9 protein-coding genes are annotated in these 12,327 nt (G+C 61.2%); 2 read left to right on the forward strand and 7 right to left on the reverse strand.

The features are described from left to right. Nucleotides 1-12: 12 nt before the first annotated feature. The 6 genes from IPM27_00835 to IPM27_00860 form a co-directional block, all read right to left on the reverse strand. On the reverse strand, nt 13-1,836 hold the full coding sequence (locus tag IPM27_00835) for a phosphoenolpyruvate carboxykinase (GTP) (GenBank protein ID MBK9160113.1): 1,824 nt from the start codon (nt 1,834-1,836) through the stop codon (nt 13-15). A 745-nt stretch (nt 1,837-2,581) separates the two neighbouring features. Then, nucleotides 2,582-4,450, reverse strand: a complete 1,869-nt coding sequence (locus IPM27_00840) for a DUF3857 and transglutaminase domain-containing protein (protein ID MBK9160114.1) — start codon at nt 4,448-4,450, stop codon at nt 2,582-2,584. A gap of 96 nt (nt 4,451-4,546) precedes the next feature. Next, a complete protein-coding gene (locus tag IPM27_00845) occupies nt 4,547-6,247 on the reverse strand; it encodes a DUF2339 domain-containing protein (protein MBK9160115.1) in 1,701 nt (566 codons plus the stop codon). A 40-nt stretch (nt 6,248-6,287) separates the two neighbouring features. Then, nucleotides 6,288-6,734, reverse strand: a complete 447-nt coding sequence (locus tag IPM27_00850; GenBank protein MBK9160116.1) for a DUF1353 domain-containing protein — start codon at nt 6,732-6,734, stop codon at nt 6,288-6,290. A gap of 6 nt (nt 6,735-6,740) precedes the next feature. Next, the gene (locus IPM27_00855; protein ID MBK9160117.1) at nt 6,741-7,592 is read right to left on the reverse strand and encodes a hypothetical protein; all 852 of its coding nucleotides are present in this window, start codon (nt 7,590-7,592) and stop codon (nt 6,741-6,743) included. A 264-nt stretch (nt 7,593-7,856) separates the two neighbouring features. Then, nucleotides 7,857-9,662 carry a long-chain fatty acid--CoA ligase gene (locus IPM27_00860; GenBank protein MBK9160118.1) on the reverse strand — a complete coding sequence of 602 codons (1,806 nt, stop codon included), beginning with the start codon at nt 9,660-9,662 and terminating at the stop codon, nt 7,857-7,859. A gap of 194 nt (nt 9,663-9,856) precedes the next feature. Between IPM27_00860 and djlA the strand changes: the two genes are divergently transcribed. Together djlA and IPM27_00870 are read left to right on the forward strand one after the other, a co-directional pair. Continuing rightward, complete coding sequence (gene djlA / locus IPM27_00865; protein ID MBK9160119.1) at nt 9,857-10,630, forward strand: co-chaperone DjlA; 774 nt, start codon at nt 9,857-9,859, stop codon at nt 10,628-10,630. A gap of 4 nt (nt 10,631-10,634) precedes the next feature. Then, nucleotides 10,635-11,174, forward strand: coding sequence for a histidine phosphatase family protein (locus IPM27_00870; protein MBK9160120.1), 540 nt, complete (start codon nt 10,635-10,637; stop codon nt 11,172-11,174). 76 nt (nt 11,175-11,250) lie between these two features. Here IPM27_00870 and IPM27_00875 read toward each other — a convergent pair whose 3' ends face one another. After that, complete coding sequence (locus IPM27_00875) at nt 11,251-12,195, reverse strand: OmpA family protein (GenBank protein MBK9160121.1); 945 nt, start codon at nt 12,193-12,195, stop codon at nt 11,251-11,253. Nucleotides 12,196-12,327 lie beyond the last annotated feature (132 nt).

Below are 12,327 nucleotides of genomic sequence, written 5' to 3' on the forward strand. Positions count from 1 at the left end.
GAACTGCGCTGATCAATCGATCAGCGACAGTTTGACCAGTTCATGGTTGTGCGACAGATTGTCGGGCAGTTTTTCGCCGATCTTCTCGAACCATTCCTTGTGCGAATCCAGTTCCATCTTCCATGCCTGGGTATCCACATGGTTCAGTTTGTCGAATTCCTTCTGCGTGATATCCGTGCCCGACCAGTCGATGTCCTGGAAATGCGGCATCCAGCCCAGCGGGGTCTTGCGTGCGGTGACGCGATCGGTCACGCGATCGACGATCCATTTCAGCACGCGCATGTTGTCGCTGAAACCGGGCCACAGGAATTCGCCCTGCTCGTCGAGACGGAACCAGTTCACGCAGAAGATGCGCGGCGCCTGTTCCACCACATGGCCGATCTGCAGCCAGTGGTTGAAATAGTCGCCGATGTGGTAGCCGCAGAAGGGCAGCATGGCGAACGGGTCGCGCCGTACCACACCCTGTTTGCCAAAGGCTGCGGCGGTCGTTTCCGAGCCCAGCGTGGATGCGATATAGACGCCGAAATTCCAGTTCAGCGCCTCGAATACCAGCGGCATGGTCGTGGCGCGTCGTCCGCCGAAGATGAACGCCGAGATCGGCACGCCCTTGGGATTCTCCCATTCGCTGTCGATGGAAGGGCACTGGCGGGCCGGCGCGGTGAAACGCGAATTGGCATGCGCAGCCTTGCGGCCGTTCTTGCCGTCCGCCGGCGTCCAGTCCTTGCCTTGCCAGTCGATCAGGTGCGCAGGCGGTTCATCGCTCAGGCCTTCCCACCACACATCGCCGTCGTCGGTCAGCGCGACGTTGGTGAAGATGCAGTTCTCCTTGAGGGATTCCAGCGCATTCAGGTTGGTCTTGGCCGAGGTGCCGGGCGCGACGCCGAAGAAACCGGCCTCGGGGTTGATCGCATACATGCGGCCATCCGCGCCGGGTTTGATCCACGCGATGTCGTCTCCCACCGTGGTCACCTTCCAGCCGGACATGGTCTGCGGCGGGACCAGCATGGCCAGATTGGTCTTGCCGCAGGCGGACGGGAACGCAGCAGCGACATAGCTCTTCTCGCCGGCGGGCGACTCGATGCCCAGGATCAGCATGTGTTCGGCCAGCCAGCCCTCGTCCCGTGCCATGCTGGAAGCGATGCGCAGCGCAAAGCATTTCTTGCCGAGCAGGGCGTTGCCGCCATAGCCCGAACCGTAAGACCAGATCTCCCGCGTCGCCGGGAAATGCACGATGTATTTGGTGGCGGGATTGCACGGCCATTTGCTGTCCTGCTGTCCCGGTTCCAGCGGTGCACCGACACTGTGCAGGCAGGGTACGAACTCGCCATCGTCGCCCAGCACATCCAGTACCGCGTTGCCCATGCGCGTCATGATGCGCATATTGACCACCACATAGGGCGAATCGGAGATCTCGACGCCGATGTGCGCGATGGACGAACCCAGCGGCCCCATGCTGAACGGGATCACGTACAGGGTACGGCCGCGCATCGAGCCCTTGAACAGGCCATGCAGTCTGGCGCGCATCGTATCCGGGTCTTCCCAGTTATTGGTCGGCCCGGCATCTTCCTGGTGCGGCGAACAGATGAACGTGCGGTCTTCCACGCGCGCCACATCGGAAGGGTCGGACCATGCCAGATAGGAATTGGGGCGCTTTTCCGGATTGAGCCTGATGAACGTGCCGGCTTCCACCATCTCGGCGCACAGTCGGTCATATTCTTCCTGCGAGCCGTCGCACCAGACGATCCGGTCCGGCTCGGTCAGGGCGGCGATTTCGGAGACCCATGCCTTGAGCCTTGCATGCTTCACAAAATCGGGGGCGATGTCCAGGTTGCTCATAAACTTTCTCTCCTAAGTGACTCGACAACCCCTTGCCGCGCCGTGCCGGCGAAGCAGGATATCCAGTCTAATTTTGTAATCCAGATTCCGGCTTGAGCCATAACTGATGTGCTATCGGAGCACCTTTTTTATGGAATCAGCGGGCTTTGTCCGAAGTCACGATGACCTGTCGGAAACGCGGAGATCTCCAACAGGCTTATTCAAACGGGCGGAATTATATCCGCTGACATCCGCAACACCTAACAGAAAACAATCAATCTGCATCGTCAGGCAGATAAGCGGACAGGTTTATCGAGCGATGATGCGCTCGTCACATTGAAATGACAGGGGATCCGCGTGATCGGGAAGGGATTGGCGCAGTGCAGGTTGCTGAATGGAGTGGCTTGCTGCCATTTCGGCAAGCAAGGTGAATCGACGCTCGAACCGAACCCTTTGCTCGTCGTTGGTCATTCTGGCTGGCTACGCGCAGCCCTGAGCAGTCTGGTGATCGCCATGTGTACGCCAAACATTGCCAGCAGGCTGGCCATCGCGACAAGCCAGAAGTGATCCATGATCCAGTGACCCAGTCCCATGATGTTGCTCCTGATATTTCTCGTATTTGGAGGGATTATAACTGCTGGAAACGGAAGAGTCTTTTTTCTTCGCGCTTTATCGCCCTTGGCTGAATGGGATATGTAACGGGACCAAATTCATATTGGTCACGCAACTACCCATATCATCATTCCGACCCCGTACGGATGGGTCGCTATTTGTACAGCACCTGTTCTTTCAGGTTATCTATCGCCTTCTCTGCGACTTTCCTGTACTCCACGAAAACCTGCGGGGAGCAGACGTTGCCTTCGGTCCGGTCGTCCAGTGTGCGCTTTACGGCAAGGACGTTGCCCTTGAGTTTGTAGGTTGCGGTGTAGGCAACGGACTGGTTGGCGACTTTCAGGTCGTCCGGGATTGACAGTATCCTGACCTTGCCCGGCAGTTCGATGACGTATTCCTCAACAGCGTGGATGTGTGAGCAGGTGACATCGGCTTCTTTCTCGGGCTCCATCCCGGACTGCAGGAAGGCATGAATGGGTGCGGCGAGGCCGAGCGGCGGGTAGATGTAGAACGCGCCTGCCCCGGGCAACCTGATGAATTTTTCGGCATTGAAATCGACTTTATAGTGGTAGTTGTCTACAAGTTCTTTCGGGTCGTCCTTGACCAATTTTCCGCTGCCGATCATGCCTTGGCGACGGTACATGTTTTCAATCATGTCATCCTCTGCGTCTTTGGTGATGTTGCGTGCCCATGACCGCGCTTGAACGGCACTCATCCCGTTCAGGACGATTTCCATGCTGCCGCTGACCGAACCGTCCTCTGCTATCGAGATTTTGCTCTTTATGTGCTGTTTGTTGGTTCCCAAGGGAGAGACGGGCGTCTTGCTGCCCTCCTGATAGCCTTCGACCAGCAGCACGGGTTTGTCCTGATCAGTGAATGGCAGCATGCCGAACGGCGTGTTGTCCGATGTGGAATCGACGTACAGGTCGAATGCGGGCAGATAGTTGATGACGTGGTTCACGGTAGAAACGACCGGGACTTTGGCCAGACGATAGGATGAGCCTGCGTTTACCAGTGCCTGGGTGCTTTTGATATCGCGTGCGGCGAACAGGGCCTGAAGCAGGGTGGCGTGGTCCTTGCAGTCCCCCATCTTGTTGTCGAGGATAAAATCCAGGTCGCGCGGTACGACTGCGCCGATGCCGATGCAGTTGCCTGCATAGGTGATGTTGGTGGACACCCATTCGTAAAGCGCACGCGCCTGTTCTTTCGGAGCGGTCTTGCCGTTGACGATTTCATCAGCCAGTTTTCTGATGCGGTCGGTGACGGCAGCCTTGGGTAGGGCACGTTCGCCGTAGGCGGTTGCAATATCTGCATAGGTTCTGAAAGTGGAGAAGGCCAGCCCGGTGACTTTATCTGCGTCGAATACCGAGAAATCACGGCGTTCGGTCTTGACGGGTTGCGGATTGGCATAGCGCCACTCGATGATCCTGCGGTCACCCCTGGTTTCGTTGACGGCTTCCTGCATGCCGCGTGCCTCATATTGCGCCCACATCGAGGCGGGATAGTCGAATCGCACGCGCACATCGCCGTAGGCCGTCTGATCGTAGAAGTGATGCACGGTCGAATAGTGGTTGGGGAACATCGGCTCGGTCTGGATGAGCTTGTAGGAAAGCACGACCTGGTCGCCGACCGCGACATCCGGGAATACGACAGTCAGTGTCGTCCAGTCGGAATAGACGGGAGAGTCCTTGTCCTTGCCTTTGTTGACCTCGATCTGGTAGTTGTTCCTGGGTACGTCAAGCCGGCGCCCATCCGCTTTCAAAGTATATGCGGCGATAACCTCGGCTTTCTGGGCGCTGGTGCTGTAGCCCACGGAAGCTCGCTTGGACCATTCGACCGCGCTTTCCTTCAGCACGGACATTGACCATTCGTGCGATTCCACCGCTGTGCCATCCCGGTTGATGAGATAGCCCGCGTAGTACCGGTCGTAGCGGGTCTGAAGATCGAGCGGGTCGCCGGTGCCGGCAAGTGCGGAGCTGCAGAAAAAGAATACGGCGAGCAGGGATGTCAGGACGATTTTCATGGTCTCTTCCGATTTCAAGTTAAACAAACAGTTTCATTTGGGCCGTGGCGTCACGGTAGTCCATCCTCCGGCAAGCTCCGTTTGACGGTACCACGGTCAGTCGTCTTCCAGCCGGGAGACTTTCTTGTACAGCCACCCGCCCAGATACAGGCTGGCACCGAGCACGACCAGGCTGGCGATTCGGATCAGCGGTGCGGCCAGCGCGATGTCGTACAGCAGGGCCTTGAACACGGATGCAGCGAAGATCAGTAGCGAGGATTGGCCTAGGGTCTTGTCGCGCACCTTCAGCGACAGCATCAGGCAGCCCAGCGCCACCGCGCCCCAGAACAGCGATACGACGAAGCGGCTGTCGAATATCTGGATCGCCCAGGCCATGATCGCGATGTGGCCGGCATACAGGGCGAATGTACCCATGTCGTTCATTGCGCCGGACTTGCGCAGGAAGTAATAGCCGAGGTAAAGCTCGATGGCATAGCACAGGGCGAGCAGGTCATGCGCGGGTACGTTGCTGCTGTCGAGGAACATCGAGTACCCCGTGAATATACGGAAGTAGTTCGCGATGAAGATCATCGCCACAGCGAACCACAGCGGCATGCCGGGTGCTTTCAGGTTGCCGCGCAGGGCGGCGTAGAGGCCGGCCAGCGGAATGACCGCGAGGCCGACCCACGGCGCCCATATGTCCGGTACCGATTCGATGTAGCCCGCGTGAACCAGCACCAGCGCGACATAGGCGCTGATCAGGGTTCGCCCGCCGGCAAGGTCCCTGTTCAGTATGCGATACACGGCAAAATAGCTCGCCAGCAGGATGGCTGCACTCGCCACCGCGATCCAGGGTGCCAGTGCCGGTATGTGCTTGTCCAGGATGTGGTATTGCACGAAGTAGAACAGCGCTAGCGCGGGAATGTGCGCCAGCGCCATTTCCTCAGACATTTCCCGGATGCGCGCGCTGTAGACCGAGGCGGCGGCGACGAAGATCGCGAAATGTACCGTCTGGAACACCAGCGCTTCCAGCCATGCATCCTGCACGTGGGCGCTCCACTGGATATCGAAGATGACCAGGGCCAGATACATCGCGAGGATATAGACGCTACGCTGTTGCACCCAGATCGAGAAGATCGAGAACACCGTGCTCCAGCACGCGAAGTAGACGATCAGGTCGGTGATGGAATAACTGCTGCCGCCGAGCAGCATCGGCGCGGTATAGGAGCCGACTACAGCGAACAGCGCATACAGATCGCTGAGGAACATGCGGTTCAGCCACAGCGAGATCAGGCAGACCGCGATGATCCCGCTTGTCGCGAACACCGTGTCGATCAGGTGGTAGTAATTGTGTGCGCCGTACAGGGACAGGAACAGTACCACGATGCCGGCGGCAGGCAGCAGGCTCGCGTAGTGCATGTCCTTGTCGCGCAGCAGCAGGCCGATGCCGATGCACACGAAGCCGCCGAGCACGGACAGCATCACCTGGCGCACGGGCGTGAGCCATCCCGCATCGATGGCCAGGATTACCAGATAGACCGAAGCCAGCACCAGTGCCGTCGCGCCGGCCCAGCCAAGGATGGTGGTCACCGGAGTGGAGGTTGGCTGCCTGATTTCCTGACTGGGTTGCCGGGGTTGCAGAACCTTTGCGGACGTTGCGGGGCGGACTGGTGTGTCGATTGCCGTGGCGGGAATCGTTTCGACCGTTGCCTGAAGCTTTTCCGGCGCGGAAGGTGCGGTTGCCGCCGACTGCCGGAGGTGGCGCTCGATTGCCGACAGTCTTGCTTCGATTTTGGATAAACGATCTTCCGTGCTCATCGCAGCTCCATGGTAATTATTCAAGCGTCCCGGACAGGATTCATTTCATCCGCACCAGCGCTACCGCCTTGTCCGGTACGGGCTGGCCGATCTTGTCGTAGCCTTTCCGTTTGCGCCTCGGGTTGTTCCACCAAACGAACCAGCCGAACAGGCGCACGGCCCGATACATCGCATGCCGTGTCAATGTCCCCACTTCGAGTACCTGCATCGCTTCGAGGAATATCCGGTCGCATTCGGATCTGGGGCGGGCACGGGTCCAGTACAGGAAATCGTGAATGACCGCAGCGTTGCCGTATTTCCCCCATGGCGGAAAGATGACCCAGAGGAAGCGCGGCGTGCTGGCAAAGTCGGTGCGGAAATTGACCGGGACATTGATGGTGTCGCCGCTGCCTTCCGTGCCGACGTCGTAACCGAACTCGCTGCGGATGAGCCAGGTGCGCCCGTCGGAGAGCGGCGAGACCAGCAGGATGGAAGTGAATCTGCTCATATCCGTTTACAGGAAGTCCGCCCAGTACGCGGCGATCTTGTCCTTGCCGGCATCGTTGAGGTGGATCTCGTTCAGCCAGTCTCCGCTGCTGCCCGTGCTGTCCGCATCGGCGCGCACCAGCGGGACGTCCGCCAGCGTGTCCGCCAGATGGAGGTTCGCGCCGAGGTCGTCGAAGCGGTGCAATATCCCGGACAGCTTGCCCATCAGCGCGTCCGAGAGATCGTTCCAATAGGCGACCGGGATGGCCTTCCGGGTGAACGCTTCGTGGAGCCACGGGCCGGAGACCGAGGCCGGGGCGTTGCGCGGCGTGGGGTAGCCGTAGCTGTGATAGTGGATGGGGATGGCCCGGTTCGCGCTTATCTCCGAGTTGTCGCGCAGGCGGACGAGCCGCTGGAAGCAGTATCGGAGGTGGGTTTCCAGCGCATCGAGGGCGGTCTCGTCGATGAAGTCGGAAAAGCCGGAGGGTGAGGGGCACGACTTTAGGATGCCGTCGGGCGCAAGTGCGGCTTCGATGATGTCGTTGCCGCCCGCGCTCAGCAGGATGCCATCCCATTTCCAGCCGAAGTTCTTGCGTGCCAGCAGGTCGGAGAAGTTGGCGTCCGTGCTCCAGTCCACCATCCGCGCCAGCGTGTCGCCGGGATAGGCGCAGTTGACGATCAGCGTGTCCTGCTTGAGCGGGACGGGATTGCCGAGCCGGTACAGGAAGCTGGGCGACAGGATGTCGCTGAGCGAGAACCACGAGTCGCCTTCGGCAAGGTAATGCCGTTCATAGTCGCCCCATGAACGGAAGACGCCGGGTCTGGTGATCTCGCCGTTGCCTTCCAGTTGGTCGGGGCTGATGACAGTGACAGTGGCCATGGTTCCTCCTCAGCGGACGAAACAGCTTGCGGACAGACCGCGAACCTTCGCGGTGCCCGGATACGAATTCGTTGAAGTGCGTTCCATTGGATCCCCGTTGTTGAGCAAGTCTGGCTGCCGGCGATGTTTCCCGCGCGGGGCAGCCGTCTTGCGCCAGCTCCTATTCTGGGGGTGCCGCCGGTTGCCTCTCACCGTGCGTGCGGTGCGATGTGCGTATGGCGGTCGTGCAAGTGGGCGTAACTCTAGGTGGGCCGCATACCCGTGTCAATATCTGTCGTACATCGCGTCGAGATCGTTGCGGAAATGTTCCAGCACCTTGGCGCGCTTGAGCTTGAGCGTCGGGGTCAGCAGCCCGTTCTCCAGGCTCCAGGGTTCGTCCAGCAGGGTGATGCGGCGGATGCGCGCATAGCCGGGGAAGGACTGGATCTGTTGCGTGACGCGTTGCAGCGCGTAGGCCCTGGCTTGCGGGGATTGCAGGCTGGCGGGCCAGTCTGCCGGGTGGTCGCGTTCGCGCATCGCGGTGATCCAGCGCTCACGGTTCACCACGGCCAGCAGGCCGAGGTAAGCCTTGCCTTCGCCGACCAGCATGACTTGATCGAACAGCGGGTCGTTCAGGATGGCGGCTTCCATGTCGCCGGGCGGCACCTTTTCGCCGTTGGACAGCACGATGATCTCCTTGATGCGCCCGGTGATGGTGATGCGCCCGTGTTCGTCGATATGCGCGACATCGCCGGTGTTCAGCCAGCCGTCCTCGCCCAGCACCGCACGGGTGGCTTCCTCGTTGTTCCAGTAGCCCAGCATCACGCTGGGGCCGCGCACTTCCAGGGCATCGTGCTCGCCCAAGCGGATCTCCAGATTGGCCAGGGGGGTGCCGACGCTGCTGGGGAGATTGTCATGCATGCGGTTGACGCTGATCACCGGGCTGGTCTCGGACAGGCCATATCCCTGGGCGATGGGCAGGCCGAGCCCGATGAAGGTGCGCGCGTGGTGCGGCGATAGCGCCGCGCCGCCCGAGACAGCCAGGCGCAGGCGGCCGCCGAGCCGTGCGGTGACCTTGTCCGCCACCGCTTTCTTGAGCACCGGCCACAGCAGCAGCTTCGGGTGCCATGCCGCGCGTTTCTGCGCGTGTTCGAAACGGTGGTGGCCGACCTCGATGGCGAGTTCGAACAGCTTGCGCGTGCGTGCGGGGCCTTTCTCCAGTCTGCTGTGGATGCCGGCCTGGATGCGCTCGAAGATGCGCGGCACGGTGACCAGGATGGTCGGACGGATGATCGCGAGGTCTTCCTGCAGTTGTTGCACCGAGCGCGCGTAGGCGACGGTGGCGCCGACCATCACCGGTGCGAAGTATCCGGCCATGCGCTCCAGCGCATGCGACAGTGGCAGGAAGGACAGGAAGACATCGTCCGGATAGACGTCGAAGGTCTGCAACACCCCGTGCGCGTTGCTGAGCAGATTGCGGTGGCTGAGCATCACCCCCTTGGATTTTCCGGTGGTGCCCGAGGTATAGACGATGGTGGCGAGCGCGTCGCCGTCCTCTCGGGTATGGCGGAAGCCCTCGTGCGCGTCCGGCAGCCATTCGTCGATGCCGCGGATGCGCGGATCGGCATCGCCTTCCGGCGGCGTGCGCAGCGTGACGATGCGTTCGAGCGATTCGATGCCGTGACAGGCTTCATGCAACGGGTGCCAGTGCGCCGCGCTGTCGATCAGCAGCAACTTCGCGCCGGAATCGCGCAGGATGTGCGCGACGTTCTCGGGGCGGTCGGACATGTACAGCGGCACCGTGACCAGTCCCAGCCCGAGCGCGGCCTGGTCGAAGATCACCCACTGCGGAGAGTTCTTGAGCATGACCGCGACGCGGTCGCCGGGCTGCAGGCTCTCATGGGACATGGCGGCCTGCCAGCGCGCGATCTCGTGCGCCATTTCCTGCCAGGTGAATGCGCGCCACTCGCAGCGATGCTCGTCGAAATGGCGATACGCCGTTGCTGCGGGCGTGCGCCGGACGCGTTCGTGGAACATGCCGTCGAGCGTGACGGCGATCTCGTGCGAGATCAGGTCGGTCCTGTTGCCCATCGCTTCCTCCCCGGATACGAGCTTGCCATGGCGCTCTTGTTATGGTGTCCCGGCCAGTTGCCGGCCGGTATGCGATATGCGCTCGAAGTCGGGAAATGTAGGCGAATTCATCAGGCGCGTCAATTCGGCGGCGCCGGTATAATCGCGTCCGCAAACGCACTGTTTTCCACCCTTCATTTTTCTGGAGTCGCACCTTGTTCAAGCTCGTCGGTATCGCCATCGGTTATTACTTTCTCGGTTTCTGGGGAGCGCTGCTCGGCTTTTTCGTCGGGGCGATGATCGATCGCGCGCGCAAGTTCGGCGGGGGGGCCGTCAATCCGCTGCAGAATGCGCTGCGCCAGACGGTGTTCCTCGAGACGGTGTTCATCTCGATGGGCAAGCTGGCCAAGGCGGACGGGCGCGTTTCGCAGGACGAGATCGAGCATGTCGAGCAGTTCATGCAGAAGCTGGGCATGACGGCGGAACATCGCCAGCAGGCCATCGCGCTGTTCAAGCAGGGTGCTGACCCGGCGTTCGACATCGAGCAGACGCTCGACAGATTCGTTTCCATCTGCGGACACACGCATCATCTGCGCGAGATGTTGCTGGTGTATCTCATCGTGATGGCGCTGGCGGACGGACATTTCCATCCCGGGGAAGAGAAACTGCTGACCGGCATTGCGGGCCGGCTCGGGTATGGCCCGGAAGCGTTCAAGCGCCTGATGGACATGGTGCTGAGCCAGACCCATTTTGCCGGCGGACAGGTCGCCACGGCCGATGCGCTGGACGATGCGTACAAGGCGCTGGGCATCGGCAAGGACAGCAGCGATGCGGAGGTCAAGCGCGCCTGGCGCAAGCTGATGAGCCAGTACCATCCCGACAAGCTGATCGGGCAGGGCATGCCGGAAGACATGATCGCGATGGCGACCGAGCAGGCGAAGGAGATCCAGCTGGCCTACGACCTGATCAAGAAGAACCGCAATCTTTGAGAACATGAAGATCATCCTGGTGCGCCACGGCGAGAGCGAGGGCAACGTCAGGCACGAGATCAACGACGACCCGCAACGCATCGTCAACCTGACAGCACGCGGCAGGGAACAGGCTGCTGCCGCATCGGACCGGTTGCGCGATAGGCCGTTCACGCATGCCTATGCCTCGCAGTTCCCGCGCGCACAACAGACCGCTGCCATCCTGTTGCGCCATCACGCCGTCCCGCTGCACATCGACGCGCGCCTGAACGAGCGCATCTCCGGCATGGACGGGTTGCACGTGGACGCGTTCAACGACCTGGTGCGCCCCGATTACCTGCGCATCAGGCCGCCGCGCGGCGAATCGTTCCTCGGGCAGATGGAACGGGTGCGCGGATTCCTCGACGAAACCGCCGCGCGCCACCCGCAAGGGTTGGTGCTGGCCGTGTCGCACGAGAATCCCATCGTCGCGGCGCTGGCCTTGTTTGCCGACGATCCGGAACGGGTGATGCTGGACAAGCTCGACAATTGCCAGTGGGTGGAACTGGACTGGCCGCCGGACTGAATCCGTCGCGGCGCAGGCACAAACAAAAAAGGACATCGCAAGGATGTCCTTTTTCATGACAGCGACGGAACCGGCGTTACTGTCCGCTGCCGCGCAAGATGATCTCCACGCGGCGGTTCGGTTGCAGGCAACTGACCTGTTCCTGTTTGGACAACGCGGTGGGGCAGGTCACCAGCGGTTGCGTCGAGCCCGCGCCGCCTGAGCGGATCCGCTCAGGCGCGATGCCCTTGCCGATCAGGTATTGCCGGATGCGCTCGGCGCGCTGCTCGGACAGTTTCTGGTTGTAGGCCGGCGGACCATAGCGGTCGGTGTGGCCGACCAGCGTGACGGATTCTGCGGAGTGCCAGCCCTTGACGGTGTCGGCGAGCCGGTCCAGTCGTGCCGTCGCGCCGGGGATCAGTTCCGCGCTGTCGAAGGCGAACAGCGTGTCGGTGGACAGCACGTATTTTTCGATGACCTTGCGGCCTGCCTCGCCGCCGCAATTGGCGATCGCCACCTGCGCCTCGTAGACCAGGTTTTCGACGCCGCGCGCGTAGGATTGCGCATGGCTCCAGCCGGATTCGGCCTTCTCGTGGCCGGTCCAGACCAGTTGCACTTCGGCCTCGGCGAGCTGGCGCTGTCCGCAGGTGAATTTCGCGTCGCCTTTCAACACGGTGATCTTTTCCCACAGGTCCTGGCGCACCGCTTCGCTGCCTTGCAGTTGCATGGGTGTCTCCATGCTGATGCTGTCGCGCCGGTTCTCCAGCGCATCGAGCAGGGCTTTCGCTTGCCCGATGGCGGCATCGACTATCCCGCTGTTGTCCGTCTGGTGGTATTCGCTGGTCGCCAGATCCAGCCAGGTGCGCGCCTTGGCGAGATGATAGTGGTCCGAGCCGAGCCCGCCGAACGCCAGCTTGTCGGCGCGGCGCTGCAATTCGACGATCTGTTGCAGGCGTTCCGGCAACGGGGTTTCGGCGGCCTGTGCCGGCGCAAGGGTGCCGAGCAGGGCAGCGAACAACAGCGGGAGGGCGAACTTATTCATCACAGATAATCCATTAACAACAGACTTCGTCATTCCGGCGCAGGCCGGAATCCAGTTATTGATCCGGCATCTATAGAGTTTCACGTCATACCCGCGAAGGCGGGTATCCAGTGGCGCGCAAAGCGCGCCGAT

The organism is Nitrosomonadales bacterium (assembly GCA_016716325.1).
In the GTDB taxonomy this organism is placed as follows: domain Bacteria; phylum Pseudomonadota; class Gammaproteobacteria; order Burkholderiales; family Gallionellaceae; genus Gallionella.

What these genes read in the sequence shown, in the direction of transcription:
- IPM27_00835 (MBK9160113.1), bottom strand. Translation starts at nt 1,836, where the DNA reads ATGAGCAACCTGGACATCGCCCCCGATTTTGTGAAGCATGCAAGGCTC.
- IPM27_00840 (MBK9160114.1), bottom strand. Translation starts at nt 4,450, where the DNA reads ATGAAAATCGTCCTGACATCCCTGCTCGCCGTATTCTTTTTCTGCAGC.
- IPM27_00845 (MBK9160115.1), bottom strand. Translation starts at nt 6,247, where the DNA reads ATGAGCACGGAAGATCGTTTATCCAAAATCGAAGCAAGACTGTCGGCA.
- IPM27_00850 (MBK9160116.1), bottom strand. Translation starts at nt 6,734, where the DNA reads ATGAGCAGATTCACTTCCATCCTGCTGGTCTCGCCGCTCTCCGACGGG.
- IPM27_00855 (MBK9160117.1), bottom strand. Translation starts at nt 7,592, where the DNA reads ATGGCCACTGTCACTGTCATCAGCCCCGACCAACTGGAAGGCAACGGC.
- IPM27_00860 (MBK9160118.1), bottom strand. Translation starts at nt 9,662, where the DNA reads ATGGGCAACAGGACCGACCTGATCTCGCACGAGATCGCCGTCACGCTC.
- IPM27_00870 (MBK9160120.1), top strand. Translation starts at nt 10,635, where the DNA reads ATGAAGATCATCCTGGTGCGCCACGGCGAGAGCGAGGGCAACGTCAGG.
- IPM27_00875 (MBK9160121.1), bottom strand. Translation starts at nt 12,195, where the DNA reads ATGAATAAGTTCGCCCTCCCGCTGTTGTTCGCTGCCCTGCTCGGCACC.